The sequence below is a fragment of the Brevibacillus sp. 7WMA2 genome (assembly GCF_010748895.1).
In the GTDB taxonomy this organism is placed as follows: Bacteria; Bacillota; Bacilli; order Brevibacillales; family Brevibacillaceae; genus Brevibacillus_B; species Brevibacillus_B halotolerans.
Genome location: NZ_CP048799.1, coordinates 2,057,703 through 2,080,984 on the forward strand (window position 1 = coordinate 2,057,703; position 23,282 = coordinate 2,080,984).

General features: G+C 41.9%; 25 protein-coding genes and 1 pseudogene. 9 read left to right on the top strand and 17 right to left on the bottom strand.

Annotation, left to right across the window (positions count from 1 at the left end):
- Positions 1–130: 130 nt before the first annotated feature.
- Positions 131–952 carry an AraC family transcriptional regulator gene (locus tag GOP56_RS07870; protein WP_003335717.1) on the bottom strand — a complete coding sequence of 274 codons (822 nt, stop codon included), beginning with the start codon at positions 950–952 and terminating at the stop codon, positions 131–133.
- Between the two features lie 366 nt (positions 953–1,318).
- Here GOP56_RS07870 and GOP56_RS07875 point away from each other — a divergent pair, with 366 nt between their 5' ends.
- The gene (locus tag GOP56_RS07875) at positions 1,319–5,098 is read left to right on the top strand and encodes an NTTRR-F1 domain (protein WP_163245325.1); all 3,780 of its coding nucleotides are present in this window, start codon (positions 1,319–1,321) and stop codon (positions 5,096–5,098) included.
- A 255-nt stretch (positions 5,099–5,353) separates the two neighbouring features.
- On the top strand, positions 5,354–6,280 hold the full coding sequence (locus tag GOP56_RS07880; protein WP_163245326.1) for a GNAT family N-acetyltransferase: 927 nt from the start codon (positions 5,354–5,356) through the stop codon (positions 6,278–6,280).
- Between the two features lie 4 nt (positions 6,281–6,284).
- Here the strand turns inward: GOP56_RS07880 and GOP56_RS07885 are convergent, their stop codons facing one another.
- The 6 genes from GOP56_RS07885 to GOP56_RS07910 all read right to left on the bottom strand — a co-directional run bounded on the left by GOP56_RS07885 (position 6,285) and on the right by GOP56_RS07910 (position 10,170).
- Entirely contained in the window at positions 6,285–7,079 is a 795-nt protein-coding gene (locus GOP56_RS07885; RefSeq protein WP_173645584.1) for a DeoR/GlpR family DNA-binding transcription regulator, read from the bottom strand.
- Positions 7,080–7,228: 149 nt separating this feature from the next.
- Positions 7,229–7,471 (bottom strand): RNA chaperone Hfq, encoded by a 243-nt coding sequence (hfq, locus tag GOP56_RS07890; protein WP_003337168.1) that lies wholly within the window; start codon positions 7,469–7,471, stop codon positions 7,229–7,231.
- Between the two features lie 29 nt (positions 7,472–7,500).
- Positions 7,501–8,454 carry a tRNA (adenosine(37)-N6)-dimethylallyltransferase MiaA gene (gene miaA / locus GOP56_RS07895; protein ID WP_003337167.1) on the bottom strand — a complete coding sequence of 318 codons (954 nt, stop codon included), beginning with the start codon at positions 8,452–8,454 and terminating at the stop codon, positions 7,501–7,503.
- A complete protein-coding gene (locus GOP56_RS07900; protein WP_003337166.1) occupies positions 8,451–9,242 on the bottom strand; it encodes a class I SAM-dependent methyltransferase in 792 nt (263 codons plus the stop codon). Before GOP56_RS07900 ends, miaA begins: the two co-directional genes overlap by 4 nt.
- A gap of 421 nt (positions 9,243–9,663) precedes the next feature.
- Positions 9,664–9,885, bottom strand: coding sequence for a DUF7667 family protein (locus tag GOP56_RS07905; protein WP_163245327.1), 222 nt, complete (start codon positions 9,883–9,885; stop codon positions 9,664–9,666).
- Between the two features lie 75 nt (positions 9,886–9,960).
- Positions 9,961–10,170, bottom strand: coding sequence for a helix-turn-helix transcriptional regulator (locus GOP56_RS07910; protein ID WP_163245328.1), 210 nt, complete (start codon positions 10,168–10,170; stop codon positions 9,961–9,963).
- A gap of 199 nt (positions 10,171–10,369) precedes the next feature.
- Between GOP56_RS07910 and GOP56_RS07915 the strand changes: the two genes are divergently transcribed.
- Both GOP56_RS07915 and GOP56_RS07920 read left to right on the top strand, forming a co-directional pair.
- Complete coding sequence (locus GOP56_RS07915) at positions 10,370–12,427, top strand: hypothetical protein (protein WP_163245329.1); 2,058 nt, start codon at positions 10,370–10,372, stop codon at positions 12,425–12,427.
- Entirely contained in the window at positions 12,428–13,582 is a 1,155-nt protein-coding gene (locus tag GOP56_RS07920) for a hypothetical protein (RefSeq protein ID WP_163245330.1), read from the top strand.
- Between the two features lie 95 nt (positions 13,583–13,677).
- On the opposite strand, the gene GOP56_RS07925 is transcribed toward GOP56_RS07920, so the two are convergent.
- Positions 13,678–14,867 (bottom strand): IS3 family transposase gene (locus GOP56_RS07925; protein ID WP_163245331.1). Its coding sequence is split into 2 segments (ribosomal slippage): positions 13,678–14,579 and positions 14,579–14,867, totalling 1,191 coding nucleotides; the frame shifts between segments, so codons are not numbered across the junction.
- A 471-nt stretch (positions 14,868–15,338) separates the two neighbouring features.
- Entirely contained in the window at positions 15,339–15,512 is a 174-nt protein-coding gene (locus tag GOP56_RS07930) for a hypothetical protein (protein ID WP_163245332.1), read from the bottom strand.
- A 338-nt stretch (positions 15,513–15,850) separates the two neighbouring features.
- Here GOP56_RS07930 and GOP56_RS07935 point away from each other — a divergent pair, with 338 nt between their 5' ends.
- Positions 15,851–16,063 (top strand): helix-turn-helix domain-containing protein, encoded by a 213-nt coding sequence (locus GOP56_RS07935; protein ID WP_121473862.1) that lies wholly within the window; start codon positions 15,851–15,853, stop codon positions 16,061–16,063.
- Positions 16,064–16,237: 174 nt separating this feature from the next.
- On the opposite strand, the gene GOP56_RS07940 is transcribed toward GOP56_RS07935, so the two are convergent.
- Positions 16,238–16,537, bottom strand: coding sequence for a YolD-like family protein (locus tag GOP56_RS07940; protein ID WP_163245333.1), 300 nt, complete (start codon positions 16,535–16,537; stop codon positions 16,238–16,240).
- A gap of 187 nt (positions 16,538–16,724) precedes the next feature.
- Here GOP56_RS07940 and GOP56_RS07945 point away from each other — a divergent pair, with 187 nt between their 5' ends.
- Positions 16,725–17,543 carry a hypothetical protein gene (locus tag GOP56_RS07945; protein WP_163245334.1) on the top strand — a complete coding sequence of 273 codons (819 nt, stop codon included), beginning with the start codon at positions 16,725–16,727 and terminating at the stop codon, positions 17,541–17,543.
- Between the two features lie 322 nt (positions 17,544–17,865).
- Here GOP56_RS07945 and GOP56_RS07950 read toward each other — a convergent pair whose 3' ends face one another.
- From GOP56_RS07950 to GOP56_RS07975, 7 genes are all read right to left on the bottom strand, one after another.
- Complete coding sequence (locus tag GOP56_RS07950; protein ID WP_163245335.1) at positions 17,866–18,531, bottom strand: DNA-methyltransferase; 666 nt, start codon at positions 18,529–18,531, stop codon at positions 17,866–17,868.
- Between the two features lie 102 nt (positions 18,532–18,633).
- Entirely contained in the window at positions 18,634–19,593 is a 960-nt protein-coding gene (locus tag GOP56_RS07955) for an N-acetylmuramoyl-L-alanine amidase (protein WP_163245336.1), read from the bottom strand.
- Positions 19,562–19,753 carry a glucosaminidase domain-containing protein gene (locus tag GOP56_RS24365; protein WP_163245337.1) on the bottom strand — a complete coding sequence of 64 codons (192 nt, stop codon included), beginning with the start codon at positions 19,751–19,753 and terminating at the stop codon, positions 19,562–19,564. Before GOP56_RS24365 ends, GOP56_RS07955 begins: the two co-directional genes overlap by 32 nt.
- Before the next feature lie 47 nt (positions 19,754–19,800).
- Positions 19,801–20,058, bottom strand: a complete 258-nt coding sequence (locus tag GOP56_RS07965; protein WP_141397662.1) for a hypothetical protein — start codon at positions 20,056–20,058, stop codon at positions 19,801–19,803.
- Positions 20,058–20,324 (bottom strand): BhlA/UviB family holin-like peptide, encoded by a 267-nt coding sequence (locus tag GOP56_RS07970; protein WP_163245338.1) that lies wholly within the window; start codon positions 20,322–20,324, stop codon positions 20,058–20,060. Before GOP56_RS07970 ends, GOP56_RS07965 begins: the two co-directional genes overlap by 1 nt.
- 93 nt (positions 20,325–20,417) lie before the next feature.
- Positions 20,418–20,546 (bottom strand): CD1375 family protein, encoded by a 129-nt coding sequence (locus GOP56_RS23885; protein ID WP_254068671.1) that lies wholly within the window; start codon positions 20,544–20,546, stop codon positions 20,418–20,420.
- Positions 20,547–20,705: 159 nt separating this feature from the next.
- Entirely contained in the window at positions 20,706–20,888 is a 183-nt protein-coding gene (locus GOP56_RS07975; protein WP_240470206.1) for a hypothetical protein, read from the bottom strand.
- A 117-nt stretch (positions 20,889–21,005) separates the two neighbouring features.
- Between GOP56_RS07975 and GOP56_RS07980 the strand changes: the two are divergent.
- From GOP56_RS07980 to GOP56_RS23895, 3 genes and pseudogenes are all read left to right on the top strand, one after another.
- Positions 21,006–21,405: pseudogene (locus tag GOP56_RS07980) on the top strand (hypothetical protein); the annotation flags it as partial.
- 290 nt (positions 21,406–21,695) lie between these two features.
- A complete protein-coding gene (locus GOP56_RS23890) occupies positions 21,696–22,181 on the top strand; it encodes a helix-turn-helix domain-containing protein (protein ID WP_163245339.1) in 486 nt (161 codons plus the stop codon).
- A 23-nt stretch (positions 22,182–22,204) separates the two neighbouring features.
- Positions 22,205–22,528 carry a hypothetical protein gene (locus GOP56_RS23895; RefSeq protein WP_163245340.1) on the top strand — a complete coding sequence of 108 codons (324 nt, stop codon included), beginning with the start codon at positions 22,205–22,207 and terminating at the stop codon, positions 22,526–22,528.
- Positions 22,529–23,282: the final 754 nt, after the last annotated feature.

Below are 23,282 nucleotides of genomic sequence, written 5' to 3' on the forward strand. Positions count from 1 at the left end.
CACAATCTGGGTAATCATTTCATCGTCCACGGCACATCAACCTCCTATAAAGACTGTTGCGCGTTTCTAATTTGTGACCACCGAGCTCGATAAGTATAGTGTAGCCACAATGAACATTTCTATACATAGCTTATCCATTTTTTCTAAACTCGCTCGCTGAAACACCATATTGTTGCTTCCAAGCACGTTGAAACGAGCTGAGGCTACCAAATCCAGCCTCATATGCAATTCGAGTGATATCCCAATCCGTTGAACGTAGTAAATAGGCTGCCTCTTTTATTCGTAAATGTTGCAGGTATTGTCCGGGTGTCATTTTTTTATTCTTTTTAAACTGATGAATAAAATGATATTTGCTACTGCCGGCAATGCCTGCTATTTCTTCAAGTGTTACGGGATGTTTAAATGCTTCGTGCATATAGTCAACTGCTCTTTTGATTCCCGGATATTCATACAAAGAGGTTACCTCAAGCTCCGTGTATGTATTGTTTTTTGAATGAAGGGTAAGAAAGAGTCTAGCTATCTCCCACTCCAGTTCCGTTTGAAGCAATTCATCCATCGGCTCAAACACCGATCGCTGAAAGGCACGTTGTACGGTTTGTTGAAATAAGGGGACAACCTTCGTAGATAAGCTTGTATATTCAAGTGCATGTCTTGCTCTAACGGGCTGTTCATGCTCCCATACCTGTTGTAGAAAATTACGATGTAGGCCAACTAGCAAAATAGTAGCAGGGCCATATGTAGCAAGATGACGATGTTGTTCATCCGGTTGTACCAACAGTCTTTGCTTAGCTGCTACTCTTTGATATCGTTGATTCCATTGAATCTCTACCTCATTGTCCAGCGGCATGCTGACTTGCAGGTAATCGCCATGATCATGTAATTCATCGCTTTCCCCCTGTTGTAAGGTAAACAATCGAAAACCACTGTTTTTCCATTCTAGAAGCATATCCATTTGTTTATATTTCCTCCACTACAAGAGCTAATAAGAATTTCTAACGTGCTCAATATTCTGATTTTAAAAGGCCTTTATATGAGCAGGAATACGACATTATCAATAGGAAATACATACATTTTTACACATTAGTCTAACATAATCAGAAGAATAAAAAAGCGATGATCCATTGATATGTCCTAGTTTATTTGTTTTTCTATTGTATATTTTTTAGCCAAATCTTTATTGTACTAAAATATACACTTCTCTCTTTTTATAGAAATAACGCCCTTTTTTTGTTTCATTTTGTATTTTTCGCCACTGGTATATACCCTTCCCCATCTATAAGAGTCACCATATAATGCAAAAGATCTACTAAATTTATTAATGAAAGCGGTGATTTATTTGCCCTTTGGCAACAAAATTGTGAATGGAAATTTTGAGACAGGAAGCTTAGTCCCATGGAATTTTTCAAATGTAGCAATTAGTAATTTTCGGAGTCACACAGGGCTTTTTAGTGCACAAATGTTTGGAGATACTACAAATAGTGTATTATTTCAGACTGTTCCTGTCACACCCGGAGATAGTTTTGAATTTTTTCTATCGATCGGAAAAATAGGAAATTTGCCAAGTCCACAAGTAAATATTGCTGTGATTTATTTAAATTCCGCTTCTACTCCTATTAGTATCGGAATCAATATTATACTTCCGGTAGGTCAACTACCTAATAACCTGAATAATAACTGGTCTACCATCTACGAAATATCCTCTGTTGTACCCGCGACCGCAACTCAAGCAATGGTTATTATTCATAAAATCCCTGCTCCATCAACTGCAGATATAGTCGTTGATGATATTGTTTTAGTACAAACTGGGGCAGGGACAATAGGAGGTACGGGGCCTACTGGTGCTACTGGCGTTACCGGACCTACCGGTTTTACTGGCGCTACTGGTATTACTGGCGCTACTGGCGCTACCGGACCTACTGGTATTACTGGCGCTACTGGCGTTACCGGACCTACCGGTATTACTGGCGCTACTGGTTCTACCGGCGCTACTGGAGACACTGGCACTACAGGTTCTACCGGCGCTACTGGGGACACTGGCACTACGGGTTCTACCGGTGCTACTGGGGACACTGGCGCTACTGGCATTACCGGACCTACTGGTATTACTGGCGCTACTGGTTCTACCGGCGCTACTGGAGACACTGGCACCACGGGTTCTACCGGTGCTACTGGGGACACTGGCGCTACTGGCGCTACTGGCGTTACCGGTGCTACCGGTGCTACCGGTATTACTGGCGCTACTGGTATTACCGGACCTACTGGTTTTACTGGCGCTACTGGTATTACCGGACCTACTGGTTTTACTGGCGCTACTGGCGCTACCGGACCTACTGGTTTTACTGGCGCTACTGGCGCTACCGGACCTACCGGTATTACTGGCGCCACTGGTATTACTGGCGCTACTGGCGCTACCGGACCTACTGGTATTACTGGCGCTACTGGCGTTACCGGACCTACCGGTATTACTGGCGCTACTGGTTCTACCGGACCTACTGGTATTACTGGCGCTACTGGCGCTACCGGACCCACCGGTATTACTGGCGCTACTGGCGTTACCGGACCTACCGGTATTACTGGCGCTACTGGTTCTACCGGACCTACTGGTATTACTGGCGCTACTGGCGCTACCGGACCCACCGGTATTACTGGCGCTACTGGCGTTACCGGACCTACCGGTATTACTGGCGCTACTGGTTCTACCGGCGCTACTGGGGACACTGGCACTACGGGTTCTACCGGTGCTACTGGGGACACTGGCGCTACTGGCATTACCGGACCTACTGGTATTACTGGCGCTACTGGTTCTACCGGCGCTACTGGAGACACTGGCACCACGGGTTCTACCGGTGCTACTGGGGACACTGGCGCTACTGGCGTTACCGGTGCTACCGGTATTACTGGCGCTACTGGTATTACCGGACCTACTGGTTTTACTGGCGCTACTGGTATTACCGGACCTACTGGTTTTACTGGCGCTACTGGCGCTACCGGACCTACTGGTTTTACTGGCGCTACTGGCGCTACCGGACCTACCGGTATTACTGGCGCCACTGGTATTACTGGCGCCACTGGTTCTACCGGCGCTACTGGGGACACTGGCACCACTGGTTCTACCGGTGCTACTGGGGACACTGGCGCTACTGGCGTTACCGGTGCTACTGGGGACACTGGTGCTACTGGCATTACCGGACCTACTGGTTTTACTGGCCCTACGGGTTCTACCGGCGCTACCGGTATCACTGGCGCTACTGGCATTACCGGACCTACCGGTTTTACTGGCGCTATTGGGGAAACTGGTCCTACGGGTTCTACCGGCGCTATCGGTATCACTGGTGCTACTGGTTCTACTGGCGTTACCGGACCTACTGGTTTTACTGGCGCTACTGGCATTACCGGACCTACTGGTTTTACTGGCCCTACGGGTTCTACCGGCGCTACCGGTATCACTGGCGCTACTGGCGTTACCGGACCTACCGGTTTTACTGGCGCTACCGGTGCTACTGGTGCTACCGGTATTACTGGCGCTACTGGTATTACTGGCGCTACTGGTATTACCGGACCTACTGGTTTTACCGGACCTACTGGTTTTACTGGCGCCACTGGTGCTACTGGCGCTACTGGAGACACTGGTACTACTGGTTCTACCGGCGTTACTGGAGACACTGGCCCTACGGGTTCTACGGGTGCTACTGGGGACACTGGTGCTACTGGCATTACCGGACCTACTGGTTTTACTGGCCCTACGGGTTCTACCGGCGCTACCGGTATCACTGGCGCTACTGGCATTACCGGACCTACTGGTTTTACTGGCCCTACGGGTTCTACCGGCGCTACCGGTATCACTGGCGCTACTGGCATTACCGGACCTACTGGTTTTACTGGCCCTACGGGTTCTACCGGCGCTACCGGTATCACTGGCGCTACTGGCATTACCGGACCTACCGGTTTTACTGGCGCTATTGGGGAAACTGGTCCTACGGGTTCTTCCGGCGCTATCGGTATCACTGGTGCTACTGGTTCTACTGGCGTTACCGGACCTACCGGCATTACTGGCGCCACTGGTTCTACAGGTGTTACCGGACCTACCGGTTCTACTGGTAACATGGGAGCTACCGGACCTACCGGTTCTACTGGTAACACGGGAGCTACCGGACCTATCGGTTCCACTGGTAACACAGGACCCACAGGACCTATCGGTTCCACTGGTAACACGGGAGCTACCGGACCTATCGGTTCCACTGGTAACACGGGAGCTACCGGACCTACCGGTTCTACTGGTAACACAGGACCTACTGGACCTACCGGTTCTACTGGTAACACGGGAGCTACCGGACCTACCGGTTCTACTGGTAATACAGGACCCACCGGACCTACCGGTTCCACTGGTAACACGGGAGCTACCGGACCTACCGGTTCCACTGGTAACACGGGAGCTACCGGACTCACTGGTTCCACTGGTAACACGGGAGCTACCGGACCTACCGGTTCTACTGGTAACACAGGACCTACTGGACCTACCGGTTCTACTGGTAACACGGGAGCTACCGGACCTACCGGTTCTACTGGTAATACAGGACCCACAGGACCTACCGGTTCCACTGGTAACACGGGAGCTACCGGACCTACCGGTTCCACTGGTAACACGGGAGCTACCGGACTCACTGGTTCCACTGGTAACACGGGAGCTACCGGACCTACTGGTTCTTCTGGAAGCTTTTTAAATTTCCAAGTTTCCGAAAACGCACCTAATACCAGCGGCAGTTCCGCTATAGTAATAAGTACCACTCAAACCATATTAAAAACCATCACAGTAACAGGAAGTACAGCTACAAGCCGTATCTGGTTAACTGGAATAATTGGTTGGCAAAATGGATCAAGTAATCCAGTAGTCGAATTCCAAGTTCTTCAAGGAACAACAGTCATTTTTAGTATTAATGATCAAAGAACTGGAACAAATGCGTTTGGTTCTACGAGTATAAATCATGTTGATTTAGCCCCTGGAGTTGGTAATGTCACGTACACATTAGTGGCTCAAACTGTTGGTAGCGGCACAGTTACTGCTGTAGGGGGAATTACTTTTACCGGAGCTTTATTGTAGTCATATGTACTCTCTGTGGTCGCTCTTTATAAAGAGTGACCACTTCTCATTGCAAATAATCATTTCACTACGTCAAATATGAAACATCAATCCTGCCAATGAAAAATAAACAGTCAAATGAAGCAGCGCAATTTATACTACATAACGCGCAATTTTTAATGTGCGTAATTTCCGTATTCTTTTTATACTTAATTATGATATGTTAGCGCAGGAAATTTAGATGTAGCTAGCAGTTCTCGAAAGGAGTGAATAAATGTGCTTAGACAAACAAACGGTGCTTATGCCGCTGCAGGGCTTACGGAAGCCGAACTCATTCAAATAAAAGAACTTCTACAGGTATGTAATACTCACGATAACATTCAGATAAAATTAAATCTGGATATGCTTACCTGTAGACCCACTGACCAAGTTCAAGATTTTTACTTTGCTATAGATAACCGAATCATTGGGTATCTTGCCTTGTACATTTTTAATACGCAAGAGGTAGAAATCAGCGGGATGGTAGATCCAGCGTATAGACGTAATGGCATATTTTCTTCTTTGCTTCGGCAAGCCTATCCTGAAATCGAACGTCGTCAATTACCCAAGCTAATATTTATGTCTCAGGAAAAATCAGATTCTGGCAAAGCATTTTTAGAATCACTCGGTAGCACTTATTCCTTCTCAGAATACTGGATGGAATTAGAAGCACCGCCTACAGAATTAATTGCACCTTCTCTTTCACTAAGAGAAGCAACGCAAGAAGATCTTCCCCTGCTTGTCCAAATTGATATGGAAGCCTTTGGAGCAACAAAAGAGGATGCAACCAGATATGCCTCAACAGGAGTTGAAGAACCTGATCGGCATCTTATCATGGCCTTTCATAACAGCGAATTTATAGGAAAAATCAATTATCAAAGAATTGAGAATATGGATTTTATTTACGGCTTTGCGGTCATGCCAGCCCAACAAGGAAAAGGTTTTGGGAGAGAAATTTTGACAAGATTGGTGAACGACTTACTTCAAAAACAATCACCTTCCATCGTCTTGGAGGTGGAAACGAAGAACAAAAGCGCGCTCACACTGTATAACCGTTGTGGTTTTAAAGAAGTAACTGCCAATGATTATTATATCCTGGCCACTTCGCAACTTGGGAGCCTATTTCGTCTTTCGGATAGAGAGGTAGGTGACCAGGAAATGTAAGATTCTACGAATAATCAGGAACCGCAACAGGATAGCTTCCTTTTGCTACCGTTACTTCTAATCCTTGCTTCTCGATTTGATCTCGTAACTCTTTTGGTGTTCCCTCATCAGTGATGAGTAAATGAAAGCTGTTGAGGGGACCTATTTTAGAAAAAGCATCATGTTCCATATTCTCATGAGACGCTAAAATGAAGCGACGTCGAGAAACCTCCAAAACAGCGCGACTAAAACTAGCTTCCTCTGGGGTTGCAGTACTAACACCTTGCAAGCTAATGGCTCCTGCTGTCATAAAACACAGATCAATTGTAAATTGTTTTACCATTTCATTGGCAATAATATCGGAAATCATACCTGTTTTATTAACTTGTCCTCCGATAAGATAAACGTCAGTATTTTCAGATTCACGTAACTGCTCTGCGATTTTAACCGAGTTCGTCACCACTGTTATCGGCATATGTTGAGGTAAATATTTTATCATATGAAAATGCAGGTTCGTTCCACTTAAAAATATTGTATCGTGCTCTTGTATGTAGGATACGGCTGTTTTGGATATAGCAGTGATATGACTAGGACCATCTTTTATACGTACCGCTGATGGTACAACAGGCTTTCGCACAGCTGATACAGGGATAGCACCTCCATGAGTTTTTTTCAATAATCCCTGTTCTTCCATAATGGATAAATCTCTCCTGATGGAATCAATAGAAACATGAAATTGCTCCGCTAACTCCTTCACCAGCACTCGTTGTGCTTCGTGGAGTATCTCCAGAATCTTTCCTCTTCTCTCTTCAGCAAACATCTCATCGCCTGCCTTCACTATGTAATACTTCCATTTTATTCCGTTATCCGCAAAAAAGTCAATATTTACCTGCAAAAATCTTCTTGTTTATGCTTTTTTGGGCAAAAAAATCAGGATTCCCGAAGAAACCCTGATTTTCTTGTCTGCAATTACATTTGTTGTGATTGGCTTTCCGACATCAAGGATACCGGACGTTGTGGTGTAAATGTAGAGATCGCATGCTTATAAACCAATTGTTGCTTGCCTTCTGTATCAATAACGATTGTGAAGTTGTCAAACGCCTTGATATAGCCTCTCAATTGGAATCCGTTTACCAAATATATGGTAACTGCGATATTTTCTTTTCGTAAATGGTTTAAGAACGTATCTTGAATATTGATCGTCTGTTTCATGGACAATACCCCCTAAAAGGACTTGTAAGTTATATATTCGGCGTGGAATGGAACTTTCCTTCCATCGCACTGGTAATTGTTTCAACCACTTGTTCATATGAATCGGATTCAGTCATATCATACCATTCCAACTGAGGCATCCGCTTAAACCAAGTTAACTGACGCTTAGCAAAATGCCTTGTTCTTTGCTTAATGTCAGCTATTGCCTTATCTAACGTGATCTCTCCATATAGATAAGGAATGAGTTCCTTGTAGCCCAGCCCCTGCATGGCAACCAGATCAGCAGAATACCCTTGATCTAGCAACCTGCGAACTTCTTCTACCAATCCAGCCTCAATCATTAAATCGACTCGTTGATTTACTCTTTCGTAGAGCTTCGCCCGATCCATTGTTAAGCCTATAATTTTCAAGTTGTAAGGCGAATAAGCGGCCTGATTTTGAAAATCAGACATACGTTTTCCAGTCAATTCGTATATCTCGATTGCACGTATAACCCGGCGAACATCATTTGGATGTAAGCGATCTGCTGTAATAGGATCATGCTCGCGTAGGCGTCTGTGAAGAGCTTCTACTCCTTCCACATCGGCAAATCGTTGCAATCTCTCTCGCAATTCCTCGTCCTGATCCGCCTCAGAGAATTGATAAGCATGAGTAACCGATTGTATGTAAAGTCCTGTTCCACCAACGATAATAGGCAGATGATTACGCTGATTAATTTGGGTGATTAGCTGTTGGGCCTGCTGCTGAAAGATAGCCACAGAGTATTCCTCATCTGGATTCATGATATCAATCAGATGATGGGGAACAATGGACCGCTCTTCCTCGGTAGCTTTAGCCGTACCTATATCCATGCCACGATAAACCTGCATAGAATCACCAGAGATGATCTCTCCATTAAACTGTTGTGCTAATCGAAGGCTAAGAGCAGTCTTGCCTACTGCCGTAGGGCCTGCAATTACCACTAAATTCTCTTTTTGCCTCATCTCTCACTCCCCTCCAATGCTTCCATATAACTATAAATCACTTGATGTTCACGTTTTCGATAAGGTGTAAAGCCCAATTGCTCGTGCAAGGTACCTGTTGTACCCTCTTTTAAAACGACTCGTCGTTTAGCTACCCGGCGAGCTTGAGCAATCGTTTCCTCCGTCAACACCTTATCATTAGCCAATTGACGCAAGGTAGAAATACCATGTGACTCGAAGACAGCTTGTTGGAACATAGGATCAAAATAAACTACATCAAACGAGTTATCGGGCAATGCTTGAAGCTTGTCAAGGTGATCAACCTGTTCCACCTGTACTCGCCGCATCGCTTCGATTAAAGCTGGTGATCCCGTATCCCAATGAGTAAGACCGTCTCGGACAAGTCTCGCAATCATAGGCTCCGATTCAATTCCAACCACTTGCCCTGTTCCACCTGTGGCATAGGCAAATACGATCGCATCTGCCGCCAATCCCATCGTAGCATCAAGCACCTTATCACCTGGTGAAATTTGGCAAACAGAAAGCATAGTATCATTATCGCCGCGTTCTAGCCTCTTTATACGGAAAGACGCTGTATTTGGATGAAAAAAGAAAGCCTGTTGACCCCTCCGTTCCAACCTAGCTCCCTTAGCAGTTACAATTAAAATATCATTCGCCTGGTATTTATCTCTGAGCTTTTCAATCGAAAGCTCTCCACGTGAAACTAGTGGAGCGGAAAAGATAGTAGCCAGTTCCTGCGCATGAGCCAAAACAGACGCCCTTGGCTCATTTCCTGTTGTTACAATCATTTTATCACTCGTTTCCTACTCATACTAAATCCGATCAAATTTGATTCCTATCTCTATGTATGTCTGCCTTGGTTGCTATCCTATTATACTAACAAAAGAAAGCTGACAACAGCAACGAATTTTGATTAGCAATAAGCTTAAAATCAAGGTTATTCACGATGTTGCCGCTTTTCCCCTAATCAGCTTCATTATCCATAAAAAGAAGAACATCCCGCCGCCTCGTAAGCATACGTTCGAGATGTTCCTCTATACTCATGCCAATGGATGATCAAATTATCTCTACATACTCGTTTGATTAGTTGTGTTTCTATTAGTTAATTTGACCGCATTAACCGCTTTCTAATGCGATTCTTAACGAATATAGTTAACGTACATTTATCTGATTTACTTAAGTGCGTTGTCAATTTGGTTGTCAATGTTGTCAGTTCTCTATCTTCTCTATCCTTGAACATAACTCATGCTGCCAATCCGCGTCGTTCGTCATACTGGCGATAAAAGATAAGTTTTTGAGTTTTGCAATCTCCCAAGCTCTTTGAGCGTTTGCACTCAGACAATGGCTCATTTCTGTCATTTCCGAGTCGGTAAGCTCTCTTGTCTTGTTGATGAACCAAAGCTCTGCCATACGTTGATGGACGATCCACATCTGCACCAGCTCCTTAATCTTGATGGTACAGTGTATGTAGTTCACGACTACAAATTGCATGTCCATTTTAAAAAATTAGCCAGGAACTTCTAACCAGATTTCTTCTATCGGCATTTTCAAAGCCTTGGCTATTTGTAAAGCAGTTATAAGAGTAGGAAGATTCTTTCCTTGAACTATTTGACTCAATGACGCATGTGAGATAGGCTCGTCCATCTGTTTTAATAAATCAAGCTGTTTCATATTACGCTCAGCTAAAATAATGCGCAGACGACACTGTAGTTTCAAGAACTATCACCTCACAAAGAATAATTCGCCATTTGTCTTTGTCGAATCCTTTATCGAGAAAGCAGAGGTTTTGATGAAAAAAGCCCCTCTATCATTAATATAAGAGATTAAATCCTAGTCGCAGTGTTCATCAGTACTCCAGTATAAACTTTGACACTATGTAAAAACTAAAAAATATTAACTAAAACTGGAGGGAATTATGATGCAAACATTCGAACAGGACGGAAGGAGTCCAAACCGTCTTCAAAACGCGCTAGAACATCTGCTGAATACCGGGGTAAACGATTTTGTAGAAATGAAAGGACAGCACGAAAAAGAAGTGAAGAGTTTGGTACCAGACCAACAACCTACTACTACTACTACTACTACTCCGCCTCATGAGACGGCTGGCTTACAGACAATTACCAAACAGGATTTGCCTTCCTCTGAGGACTCAAAAGCATTTAATCTCTGTGCCCCTATCAGCGATAGTGTAGACCCGCAGTATAAAGTCACACATGAGCGGGGAGTTTACGCTCAGGAACTACCTGTCCTTATCGGAGATGGCATTGACCTACAGCAATTAAGTATTGGTTGTATTAGGGCTACCAATTCTCATGGCATTTCTGCCTTTTTTGGACTTTTACTCCTCATGGAACAGGTTTGGGATTTAAAGAATGTTGCAGTCAGCGATCTTTCATACACCACTAGTCTAGCTCCTAGCGAACAGTTAACCATCCAAATGCAAAATACTCAGCGCCGGATAATGGAAAAAAACACATTAGATCAAGCCGAAGAGATGACTTCTGAAGAGTCAACAACAGTAGATAAAGAAGCGCTCAACGTCACTCGGTCTTCGACTAAAACCGAAAAGTGGCATGTTAATGGGAATGGCCGGATCTCTATTGGCAATCCGCTATCACTAGGAGGACAGCTCGGGGCCGACGCAGGTTTTGACCGTTCTACACAACTGACCGCCCAAGTTACATTGAACCAAATCCATGAGGCGACCAAAAAATCAGCACACAGTTTGAAGACGCTTCACAAAGTAGAGGTACGCGGCTTCAGCGAGGACGTGTTTGATAAGCGGATTACTCGAGTGATTCGTAATCCATACCCGGACCGCACTCTATCACTCAATGTTTTTCAGTTGGTAAAACACTATAAAGTCACGTCACAGCTAAGTGATCAAATATTTGCACTGTTCATCTCGATAAACAATCTAGAATTCGATGACCAGTTTATCGGGGCATACATAGACTTCTTACGCAATCATCTGCTGGACCCTGTACTAGTAGACGAACTACCTTTAGCCTTTAAAGGAGCGCAGCTTTCAGTCAAACGAGCACTTGATGTGGCCAAAATGGCACTTCATTACCTATACGATGAGCCAAATATCTTCCAATTACCTCCCATTCAGATTAACTCAAATCAATGGGAAGACCCAAATCTTCCAGCTACCTCGTATGATGTAAGTGATTTTATTGGTTTTAGTGGTTTTAGTGATTTAAGTGGTTTTAAGGATTCACTTGAATCCGATAATCACCCTCGTGAGAGTATACCTCAGATCTTCACTATCATGAACATGTATTACAAAATTTACAAGGACAAGGTTTCAGATGGAACTCTCACTGAATACGCCATAGACTTGGCACTTTCCTTAGATCAAGGAGTTGGTGCTCTATGGAAGGGGATACAAAATAACAAGATAATTACTGAAATTATGGATAACGGATCTTTTACTGAATGTTTCCGTCGTCTATCAGGATTTCTGGCTTTGGTCGAAGGTATGCTTAAACCAGTGGTTTCGATAGATGAGGAAAAAGAAATGATTCAAAAACGGTCAGCGGCACTCAACGCACTAAATCGAGTTAAGGATCATCTTCATTGTAACCGTAACTACTATATACAAAAACTTCTCATCCACTTAGAGCGTTCAACGGAAAGTAATGCCATAACAGAGTTTGTAGACTTGATAATCGAACGGCTTAATGTACCGGACACCGTAAAAAAGCAGCTTCGTCAATTGCTTGACATCCAACGAGCGTATGTCGATAGACAACAAATTATAGTTCCAGCATATAGATCGATCCTTTTAGGACAATTAGTTGAGTTCAGTTTTGCCTTGTCAGGTGGATCGGGGAACATAATACTACCTGAGCCAATTCCACCTCTGGTACAGCAAATAGAAGTTCCCTGTGATGGAGTTCACATTGAGGTGGCTCAAGGGTTATGTCGACTAAGAGAAGTGCCGACCGATCATAGGGGGGAGAAATAGGTGCCCAATAAACCAGTAGATTACGTGTGGGTAGCGGATGATAAATTTTGGGAGGCTAGAGAGTTTTATAAGCTTCGTCCTAATACAAAGGTCTTGGAGGAGATTAGCAGGGATAAGATTATGAGCTTACAAGGGTTCATTGAAGCGGTCAGACAAAACAGTCAGCGCAATCCTCCTCATAATCTGATCGTGGTTGCTCATGCTGATATTATTGGGGGCCTTAAAATAAAACTTTTTGATGATGACGACGAGGAGTGGGTAAATTCTGAGCAACTACTAAAGGTTATTAATGACAGTGAAAAGAAAAAAAAGTTAATGATCCCCAGAGGTGTCCATTTTCTACATGTACGTGGTTGTCAAATTGGTCTAGCGAAGGGCTTTTTGAAACTATTACGAAAGGCAATCGGCGGAAACGTTCACGTATCGGGACCTAAACATATCATACTTTATGGGCCTTTTTCCTGGAATGGAAAACAGATTGGTTACCAGGAGTATATGATGTATGGCTTCCGACTCTTACGAACAAAGAAATTATCTGGACCTGAGGAAGTCAGAAACGATCTCAGGAAAAAGCCTTTTCACTTTTATGATAATACGCCTGTACCAAAAAAATTCTGGGATACAATAGACATTCCTAACCCAGATAAAGAAACGTTTTTCGAAGTTAAAGTAATATCCCCAGTTACCCAGACAGGATTTTTGCTTCAAGCTAGGTGGTTTTTTTATCAAATCTACTATCCGGGAATAAACAAAGATAGTAAAGAGAGATTTAAATTAGAAGGTAAGGATCCTGGCATTGATAAATTAAAGATGGAGGCTTTGCGACTTCGAAGAGACCTCCTTAAAAAGTTCCTATGTAACCAAAAGTGGTTTCCCATGGAGTACCAACGATTCGGATACAGAACGGCGAAGGAATTCATGGATGGCTGGAACTGGGATATCTCCCCGCTTGAAGGGCATCCTGACGAGCTTAAGTACGGTGGAAGCCGGTTCGATTACACTATCTGGTTTCCAGTCACTAATCTTAGTCCAAAGAATAAAGATTTGCTTTTCCTCAACTTTAACCCTCTACCAGGGGTTAAAAAGTACAAACGGATCAACAAATTGATCGATCCGGAAAATGATAAAAATAGGTGGTTTTATGAGATTGTATAATGTTTTCAAATGCTTCTAGGTTCAATTACTCAAGTGCCAAACAAATAAGCCTTTCCCTGGTCTTACCCCTGTCAAGTAGACAGTATTAAAAAAGCCTAAGCAGCCAGTGTGTTTCGGTATTCCACCGGAGCACACTGGTTTAATTTTTTCTGGAATCGTTCATGGTTATAAAACCATATGTATTTTTTTATGGCTTGAAAGAGTTCTTCTTCTGTTTTACACTCAGAAAAGTACAATGTCTCGGTTTTGAGATGCGAAAAAAAGGATTCAATGCAGGCGTTATCGAGGCAGTTTCCTTTGCGAGAGTGGCTGCCTTTTATGCCAAGCTCCTTTATTAGCTTATTGTACTGCTTAGACGTGTACTGGAAGCCCTGATCAGAATGCAGGATCGCTTCCTGCACGTCTCTTTTTTTGCTCAGTTGTTCCACAGTATCCAATACGAGCTGTAAGTCATTTCGATGAGAAATCTTCCAACTAACAACTTCGTTGTTATAGAGATCCTGGATGACTGAGAGATAGTAAAATCGATTTTGAAACGATACAAAGGTGATATCTGTTACAAACAAGTGATTTGGCTTGTCCGTTTTAAACTTACGGTTAAGTAAATTAGGATGAATAACAGATACTGTTTTACCAAAATAACGTCTCTTCTTTCGGATAATAGACCGAAGGTTTAGCTCCTTCATCAACCGGTATACTCGTTTGTGATTCACATTCCATCCTTTCTTTCTTAATGCAATTTGCATTCTTGGATATCCGAAATATGGATGAGTTTGGTGGATCGCTATTAGATGTTCCTTCAGATTTTGATTCTGCTCTTGTCTCAATGATGGTTTTCCTTTTGCGTTGAGCCATTTGTAGTAACCGGATCGAGACACTCTCGCAATTTCTACTAACCAAGTAAGGGGATATTTTTTACGCAGCTCATTTATGATTAAAAACCGATTTACTTTCCATACCTTCCCCCCAGATGCAGATTCGGATTGCGCTTTTTTAGGTATTCTACCTGCGCTTTAAGATAATCTCTTTCTTCTTCCACAGTAGCAAATTTGGTGCGTGGACGACCAATAAAAGGGTGGTCACCAGAACGGCTCTTCCCTCGTTTATCCATAACCCCTTCTCCGCTATTGAACTTTCGAACCCACTGCTTAACCTGAGTTGAACTTGGTATTCCTAATGCTTTAGTTATCGCTTTATAAGACATCCCTTTTTCTTGATACAAATTTACAGCCTTCAGCTTAAACTCCTCGGAATAACGTTTGAATTTTTGACCTTTTTTAGCCATAGGAAAATCCCCTCCAAGTAGAGTGTACCACCCACCGTCAGGTGGGCGGGCTTTTTACACTGTCTACTCAAAGGGGATAATACCACCCCATTTTTAAAGGAAGGCTTATTTGTAATTCTTGCATCCGCGTTCATGGAAAAGGAACGATCTACTACCATGCATCGCTGGTCTTGTCGAAGTATTGCTGTTGTAGATATCGGTGGTTTGTTTCAATGGGCGCCCCCGTGTAAGGAGCGATAATATCAGGAAAAATTAGCATACTAGAAGGTCTCATACGTGGTCATATAAATTCTAAAGTTCGATTTCCTTCTACTGGTCCTAGTAAATCTATTCCTGGTCCATGACTGTCCTGAAGTCTCAATTCTACTCCCCTCCCCCACAGGAGTACCTTCTATGGCTATAGGATTTCCCTCCAAATACAAAAAGCCTCCTAAAATCGGTGACCTACATAAACTCTTCCTAAAACGTAATTCAACCACGAGAGCTCCAGCGAGTCACGGGCCTATCCGGGGGAGTGTCACAGTCATCCACCAATTCCTTAGCCTCTTCGATCGGGTCCATAGACTGATACCTTCCAGGCGCGAGCGGTTCTACAGCAAGAAACTCACCATAAACTTTTAACTGCTTATCTATCCATGCTTCCAAGTTATTTTCATCTACATTATCGGCGTCAACAACTAGTAGTTCAGGGTGTTGTTGCAGGAGAAACGGTGCGCAAATCTTGATAGCTCTAGGTAGTTGGTGTGTTAATAGAGACTCACCTGTATGTGGTTTAGGATGTCGTAAACCACATCCATTCGCCGCGTTGAAACTAGTTTGCCTGTCGTGACACTGAGTACGTCACTAATGTGGAACAACTTCATTACTACCTCTCCTTCCGGTGACTATATGAAGTGCTTATAAGAAAGATACCATGTTCCGTTAAACGCGACAATACATTTCGTGCTATTATAGTGCTAAATTGAGTAATGGAGTTGTTCGCGATGAAAATACATATTAAACTAGCCGATCTACTCAAAGAACGTGGAATCTCGCAACGAGAACTCTCACGCCTGACAGGCATACGTGTCTCGTCAATCAACGAAATGTGCAATAATGAAACTGTACGGCTACCACTCAATAATCTTGCGAAAATATGCGAAGTGCTTAGCATTGGTATTACGGATGTACTAGAACTTTCAGACGAACGTCTCTAACAAGCATATATGCAAAACCGTTTGAAAAGCTATTAAATGTTAGGTGGCAACACCCCACTATTATAGCCTAGTGGGGTGTTGCTGTATCCCTGTTCCCACAGGTAATACACTATATGCAGCTATAAGATTCTCTGCTTAGGCTTCTACACTAACCACATCTTCTACAGGTATCCATCAAAAATCCTCATCGTTTTTTAGCTTGATCTGTTTAAATTGGGAATCAAACCTATCTACCCATCCCCAGGCGGATTCGATTACTCCTCTACCCTCTTTTGTCTCTTTCCACCAGCTAATCGTAAGGGCGTAGTCATACTGACGTGAGTCAGATATCCTGTAGCAAAACTCGGCCAGCTCATCCTCTTCAATGATCGGCTTCTCAACCAGTTTCTTATCCTCATGATACTGACGTAACATTTCTGCATGTTCTGGCAAAATAAATTTTGTTACAAGTGGATCAAGGATTTTACTAGTCATCAAAACATCTCCCTAAATACGAATGTGTGTTCTTATTTTGGTGGATGGTGAGGGGATTAATCAATAGTTAGAAATGGTATTCAAAGATCAACCACAAAAACAGATGTAATAAACTATTATTTCAATATTTGACATAATTTTCAAATATAAGTATTCTATTCTTAATATAAGAAAAGGAGAAATAATAATGAAAAGAATACTGATTTCTGCTCTTACTGTGTTTCTATCTTTAAGTTTATGTTTTAGCGCTTATGCCGAAACAACTCAAACAGAATTGAAAGAAAGTGAACGAGAAACCCTTATTTCAGACATTGGCTTGGATGAAGAAGAACTAGAAGATATGCCTCCCCACATCTTGCAAGCATTAATTGATCAAGGTGCTAAAAAAATTGGTTCAAAAACGGTTACACATAAATTTGATGAAGGTCAATCTGAGATGAATAAATCATTGGCCAAAAAGAAGGATGAAGAAGATGATTTTAGCGAAATAGAGCTAAAGGCAAAAGCTTTCGAAGTCAAAAGTGATAGAAGTGGTTATCGAAAATACTATTTATACGGTAAATTCGAGTGGTCAGAACCCCCGATTTGGACGTTAACTGATAAAATGTCAATCGGATACCCTGTAACATCCAAATTCTTTATGCCTATGACCTCAAGAGGTAAACCAGATGATCATGAAAATCGCTATTGTACTAAACCAGCTTTTAAAAAGAAATGGGAATGCGAAGATTCTTCAAAAGCATCTGATTGGGACCCAGGTATTGGTGTGGCAGCAGAATATGACCTACAAATGGGAAATAGACAACTACACTCTGGATACATTTCTCAATATGTTTACGCTGATAAAAATGAAAGAGGAACGATTAATATTAAATTCCAATATGGGCATAAAATTATAGGTGGCTCCGTATCCGTTTCTTATAGGCCCGTGGGGCTTTCCCTTCAACCTGCAACAACTACTCAAGTAGCGGATTTTGGTATAGAGTTTAAGTATCCAGAGCTTTAATTTTTCTGACCTTATTACGAGCTTTTCCGCTAATGTTAGACACTATAACCTATTGATCAAAGGAGAGAGGCTTCTATGATATTGCGCGCTTTTCTATACTGGTTACTCACGATGGCAATAATGTTTTTAGTGTTTATAGTTATCGGAAGTATCAAAGGTACTTTTATTGAGCTTATGGTTATATTACTTGCAATCTCCCAATCATTCACCATTGCTTTATTAGTAGCTCTTTTGCGAAAAAATAATAAATGACAACCCCACAAGTTAATAACTAAAAAAAGCCCTCTGACGTTTTATAACTTTCCGTCAGAGGGCTTTCGCATTATCTTTGTCTAGCTAAATTAAAATAAACCTCATCTATTTCAAAGCCTGTTATTTTACGGCCAAGCTTGTTTGCCGCTGCTACCGTTGGGACAGATCCTAAAAAGAAATCCGCTACCGTTTCGCCTTCTTCACTACTGTTCAGAATGATGTCTTCCATAAGTTTAGCAGGCTTCTCGGTGGGATGAATGGTCTTTTGACTTGCGATTCGTTGTATTGGCCAGATATCAGTAGCACGACGATTCGAAACACGACGGGCCTTGCTCTTACCCTTTACAGCGAAAATGATAAACTCGTGCTGATAGCGGTATTGCCAGCCCATCCCCATGTGTACTTTGTTCCAGACCAGACAGTTTTTTATCGTAAATCCGACGCGCTGCATCCACAAATAAAGGAGCGGATACATGCGCCAATCGATAAACACGTAAATATGTCTACCAGGCTTCAAAACCCTGTACGCTTCTCGGAGCCATTGAAAAGTGAATCGCTGATAGTCTCGTGGGTGTAGCTGATCGTTTGCGATGATGTTAAATCTAGGCTTTTTCGTCTTGGTTTGCGTAGTGCCACCAAAACCTAGATTGTAGGGTGGATCTGCAATGAGTAGGTCAATAGTTTCGTCTTGTAGGTGTTGTTTTGCTCCGGTTATGCAATCCATGTTAAAGATCATCGTAAATAGCTCCCTTGATGTAGTAAGTTATGTGTGTGCAGTAGGGAAAAAGAAAAATGCCTATCACTTGAACGGCATTTTAGTCTAATAGGCTATTGAATTCTATACCCCTAATTTTTTGGCCATGTTATGAATTAGCGTGGCAGCATTCTCGCCTTTTACTTTCCCACCTTTAATAGCATTAGTTTTCCAATACTCAGGTGATTGAATGATTCCAGCTCTTACAAGGGCCTCTAATGATTTATCTAAGTCGCTCATAGCTCCAGCTCCTCCTTTTGGTTTATATGGATGCCCAACGTATTCACAAAAGGCCTTTACAACTGCTTCTGCATACGTCTCCCAGTTAGTTTCTAAACGTGCGGCATCTCCCTTATTGTCGATAAAACCGTATTCCATGATCGTGGTGTCTACCGCTCCCGTCTCTCGATGCATGAAATAGTAGTCAGTACCTCCGTTTCCCTGGCGGCTATACGCCTTACGGAACTTTTGGCCGCAATCCTCAACGGACTCGGCGAGCACTTTCGCAAGCTTGTCAGTGGCGTGAATCGAGTGGATCGCCTCGACACCTTCTCCGCCACCGGCGTTTATATGGTTAGAAATGCAATACTTAGCCCCGCTTTGTTTAACCGCTCCTGTGCGCTGTGATGGCGTCAGAGTGACATCTGTTGTCCTTGTAATCGCTACTGGTAGGCCCAGCTCCTTGAATCGATTAAATTGATACAAACTAATTTGGAGGGTGAGGTCTTTTTCGCGCATTCCATTTCCAACTGCACCTGAGTCAGTACCGCCATGTCCTGGATCAATAATCAAAATAGGTGTGGCCACTCTATCAGCTCCTTGGTCGTGTTTGTATAGTTGGTACTCTTCAATACGTTTAATAAGTTTTTCAGCATATTCCGAATCAGTTGCATAGCCCGCTTTCTCAATCTCATAGCAAGCAGTACGCCAATCGGTGTTAATAATCTTGGCGTAACGTGGTCTCAACAAAAACTCCGAATGATCACACACAGAATCTTCCCAATCATGATATTTACGAAAAGGAGATTTCTTTGTTATTTTCATGTTCTTCTTCTGAAGAATCCCTTTCGTAACTACCTGCAGGTCCGACGCCCTTAATGCCAAACCAGTTATTTGCATTAACTGTCAGCTCGGAGGCTCCCCATCCGGATTCTAATATCCCTTGTGCAATGGTTAGGGATGCAGGGATACCGGTACGTTGCATTTCATGGATAGCAATAGGGGCTAATTTGTCTATAAAGTCCTGTGGTCTTATTGCTCCACATCTCTTTTCTGGAACGAGTTTTTTGTACCCGAATGAATCCCAATAGCAGCTGTCGCCTCAAGAAACGCAATCTTGCCAGCTTCGAGTAAGTCGCCACCGTAGAGTAAAGCATTGATCGCATTATAAGCTATCACCATCACAACAATAGCAAGAGGAATGTAATCGTTTGGGAACCAGCTCCGTGTTTTCAACCATGCTCCTGACGCCATTACGACTGCAATTACTAAACCAATTTCTATCATCATTAGCCCACCTTTTCTTTTAGCTCTTGTAATTCGTTTTCTAAGCCGTTTAGACTGCGTTCGATCTGTTGCAATGTAGTGGTATTACGTTCTAATTGAATTACCATCCGCTCGTTATGCTCCATGAGCTTGGCTTCGCGTGTCTGAGCCTGTTTCACTAGTTGGGTCTCGCGCTCTCTTCCTTCCTTTTTTGTAGAGAATAACAGCCAAACAAACAGAGCAGCGAACGGGTCCTGTTGAAGCAATGTGTTCATTACGCTCTCTTCCATGCTTCCCCTCTCCTTATCACCCCTTAGGGAAAATAAAATAGGGAACCGCAGCTCCCCATGAAAAAACGCCCTCTCCAGATCGGAAAAGGCGTTTTATGATTCAGTTTGTTCAGCTAAATATTCCGCTACGGGACCCCTATAAACTTCCGGTAAGGATTCAATTTCTCTGCGACCGACTTTAACCAATAGGCTGTACACAGGAATCATATACGCTTTAACCATTTCTACTTCTCTCCTTCTAGTGTTTTTATTTTGGCTTCCATTCTAGTTACCGTCTCTTGCAACTGAGCAATAGCTTCATAGGCTTCTATAACTCTGGCGAGATTTTGCCTTTCTTACGCTCTTACTCCATTTCACCCAAATCCATAGGTTTCATTAAAATTAATCGAATGCACCTCCGAATCCTTTTACAATCACAGACTCAGTTGCAACTCCTTTAACAAAAACAAAACGCACACTAACGCCCCATTTTTCTGCTGTTTTCCTTGTTGGTGAAGATGAAGCCTTGGTTGAATTTAACATGGTTAGTTGCGTCTTCCCACGTAGGCGACTCGTCAAATGCATTGTTACACACCTCGATTTTATAATCTGCACCAGGAAAAACTGTCACATTCTGCATTTTTATCACATTGAAAGATGAATGCTTTTTTTGTACATAATAAATAAAAATTTTTGTCACAAAACATGTTTTTCCGAATTGAAAAAGCAGATGGAAGTTTGGTACCGTTTGAATTTGACACAACAGGATTAAACCTTAAAAACGATGGGAAAACAAATGACCAACAAGAAGAAAATCCTGAATATTATACGAAAGATGGTAGCTTCCCACAATCATCCATTTATTCAAGGTACAGATGGTTTACCATTCAAATTAACAGCAGCAGAAAAAGAATTAACGCATGTAGGTATTCGTGATAAAGATAGACCAGAGGGTATCATTACATTTGTTGAAGGTCCTAAAGGGAAAGAATCCTTTAAACAACCACTTACATTAGATGTAAATATAAACAGAATTGGAAAAGTAGCTGGTTCTTGGAAAGGCGAAATTCATATTGATCCTACAAAATTGAAAGTAAGGTGAATGGAAAATGAAAAAAAGAACGCTGTGTATCTAATACCATGCTTTTCTTCTTTCTTGTGTTATGATTAAACAAGGCGAACAGCTTATAAATTGACACCCCACAAACCCTATACAATGAACATATAAAACATCTTTCAACCTTTTACGGAAATGGAAGGTGTTTTATTTTTTAAAAAGATATTTTTAGAGAACCATTACATAATTTTATTCGTATTTACATAATTATACATTTAAGTTAGAATGTTAAGAAATATCACGTTTTATTAATTCTGGAAGGGGATTAACTTAACATGAGTGTAAGTCTAACTTTCACAACATTGGGGGAACTGATAAAAGGAAAAATAAACTTTGGTTTGAGTTTATCAGAACTATCTAGGAAAACTGGGGTTAGTAAAGGGATACTATCTAAGATTGAATCAGGTGAAACAAAACGCCCTGAACTAAGGAACCTTAAATTAATTGCAGATGGGTTACAGATTCCTTATGACGAGGTAATTGAACTTTATATAGAGATTGAGCATAGAATGAGCATTTTTGAGGATTTTCTTTGGGAAGCGATTGACATTTCTAGTCCCTCTTTGATTGAAAAAGTGGCGTTAAAGTTCCTTGAAGATTCAAAAAAAGATACCTTCGAAACATTAGAGGGTATCTTTGCAATTGCTAATACTATTACAAACAATGATGCTAAATTAGCACTTTACAATACTATAATTAAATATGCGAGAGTACATGGCGTACCAATGTATATAGCTAAGGGTTATATCAAAAATATTTGATCGACAGACAGGATTTAAAACGGATGGACAAATCTTTTAAAGATGGTGAAGAAATCCTCCATTATGTCGATTTTTTATCTCATGAAGATAAAGTCACTTTTTACTATAAAATGGCACTACAAGCATTTGCCTTAAAGAAATATGAAGCATGTATCGAACTCGGGAAAGTGGGACATGCCGAAGACACAACAGAAAATGAGATGAAGGAAAGAGTCGCTTTAGCCATTTGTAAAGCGTACATGTTTACTGAAAATTATCATGAATTAGAAGAGCATCTACAGTTGTATGAAAAATTGGGGCATCAGTTTATACATGATCGTATCAAGTTTTTAGAGCTATTATTCTAGCTCGAACGGGAAACTCAAAATTTGCAAGAAAACTTAATAGCAAAAATGAGGGTAAAGGTGTAAACGTCGATATAGCTTGGGTACCAGTAGTTATCTCGATCTATGGTAGGTAGTAATTACTTATAGAGATAGCTGGAAGGAGAGAGTTATACCATGGTGTCTTTTTTGACAGCTGTCGTCCTGTTTAGTCTATTAGGTTACCTATATTTTAATTCTGAAGTAAACCCAATGATACTAATTTTATTAGGGATATCAGCTTTAGTAAATGTGTATCGTGGGTTTAAAGAATTAAAGAAAAAATCGTAGTATTTAAAATACGATTTACAGATCGTGTCCCGATAATAACTTTTAAATAGACAAAACGTCAGAGTCTCTTGTATTCTGACGTTTGTCTTATTATTTAGATTTAAAATATTATGAAGCCGATAGAGTACGTTATGAATAAAAGTCAATTATTGGAGGGGAGAGGTGATGTATTTTCCTCTTCACCTCCTACATATGAAAGGGATGAACATTTATTAAAGTAGATAGATATTCATCGTGTTCCTATTTCATTGTTTTGGGTATAGTCGTTTTTATTGATCGTTTACTACGGAATTCGTTCGACAATATTTATGTTCTCTTGCTTATCGATTTAGTTTTGATATATTTATTGTTCAAATTAGCGGATAAATTCATCGCCCCATTCATACAAAAAATTTGTACTAGATATCATATTCATGTGCTAGTCATATATATCGTTTATTTCCTGTTT

Bases quoted from the DNA above. Each gene is read 5' to 3' on its own strand.
- GOP56_RS07950 (WP_163245335.1), bottom strand. From the start codon at position 18,531: ATGATCTTTAACATGGATTGCATAACCGGAGCAAAACAACACCTACAA.
- GOP56_RS07975 (WP_240470206.1), bottom strand. From the start codon at position 20,888: ATGCATTTGACGAGTCGCCTACGTGGGAAGACGCAACTAACCATGTTA.
- GOP56_RS07955 (WP_163245336.1), bottom strand. From the start codon at position 19,593: ATGAAAATAACAAAGAAATCTCCTTTTCGTAAATATCATGATTGGGAA.
- miaA (WP_003337167.1), bottom strand. From the start codon at position 8,454: ATGAGGCAAAAAGAGAATTTAGTGGTAATTGCAGGCCCTACGGCAGTA.
- GOP56_RS23895 (WP_163245340.1), top strand. From the start codon at position 22,205: ATGGACAAATCTTTTAAAGATGGTGAAGAAATCCTCCATTATGTCGAT.
- GOP56_RS24365 (WP_163245337.1), bottom strand. From the start codon at position 19,753: ATGCAACGTACCGGTATCCCTGCATCCCTAACCATTGCACAAGGGATA.
- GOP56_RS07915 (WP_163245329.1), top strand. From the start codon at position 10,370: ATGATGCAAACATTCGAACAGGACGGAAGGAGTCCAAACCGTCTTCAA.
- GOP56_RS07945 (WP_163245334.1), top strand. From the start codon at position 16,725: ATGAAAAGAATACTGATTTCTGCTCTTACTGTGTTTCTATCTTTAAGT.
- hfq (WP_003337168.1), bottom strand. From the start codon at position 7,471: ATGAAACAGACGATCAATATTCAAGATACGTTCTTAAACCATTTACGA.
- GOP56_RS07870 (WP_003335717.1), bottom strand. From the start codon at position 952: ATGGATATGCTTCTAGAATGGAAAAACAGTGGTTTTCGATTGTTTACC.
- GOP56_RS23890 (WP_163245339.1), top strand. From the start codon at position 21,696: ATGAGTGTAAGTCTAACTTTCACAACATTGGGGGAACTGATAAAAGGA.
- GOP56_RS07965 (WP_141397662.1), bottom strand. From the start codon at position 20,058: ATGATGATAGAAATTGGTTTAGTAATTGCAGTCGTAATGGCGTCAGGA.
- GOP56_RS07970 (WP_163245338.1), bottom strand. From the start codon at position 20,324: ATGGAAGAGAGCGTAATGAACACATTGCTTCAACAGGACCCGTTCGCT.
- GOP56_RS07940 (WP_163245333.1), bottom strand. From the start codon at position 16,537: ATGACTAGTAAAATCCTTGATCCACTTGTAACAAAATTTATTTTGCCA.
- GOP56_RS07935 (WP_121473862.1), top strand. From the start codon at position 15,851: ATGAAAATACATATTAAACTAGCCGATCTACTCAAAGAACGTGGAATC.
- GOP56_RS07900 (WP_003337166.1), bottom strand. From the start codon at position 9,242: ATGATTGTAACAACAGGAAATGAGCCAAGGGCGTCTGTTTTGGCTCAT.
- GOP56_RS07905 (WP_163245327.1), bottom strand. From the start codon at position 9,885: ATGTGGATCGTCCATCAACGTATGGCAGAGCTTTGGTTCATCAACAAG.
- GOP56_RS23885 (WP_254068671.1), bottom strand. From the start codon at position 20,546: ATGGTTAAAGCGTATATGATTCCTGTGTACAGCCTATTGGTTAAAGTC.
- GOP56_RS07885 (WP_173645584.1), bottom strand. From the start codon at position 7,079: ATGTTTGCTGAAGAGAGAAGAGGAAAGATTCTGGAGATACTCCACGAA.
- GOP56_RS07875 (WP_163245325.1), top strand. From the start codon at position 1,319: ATGAAAGCGGTGATTTATTTGCCCTTTGGCAACAAAATTGTGAATGGA.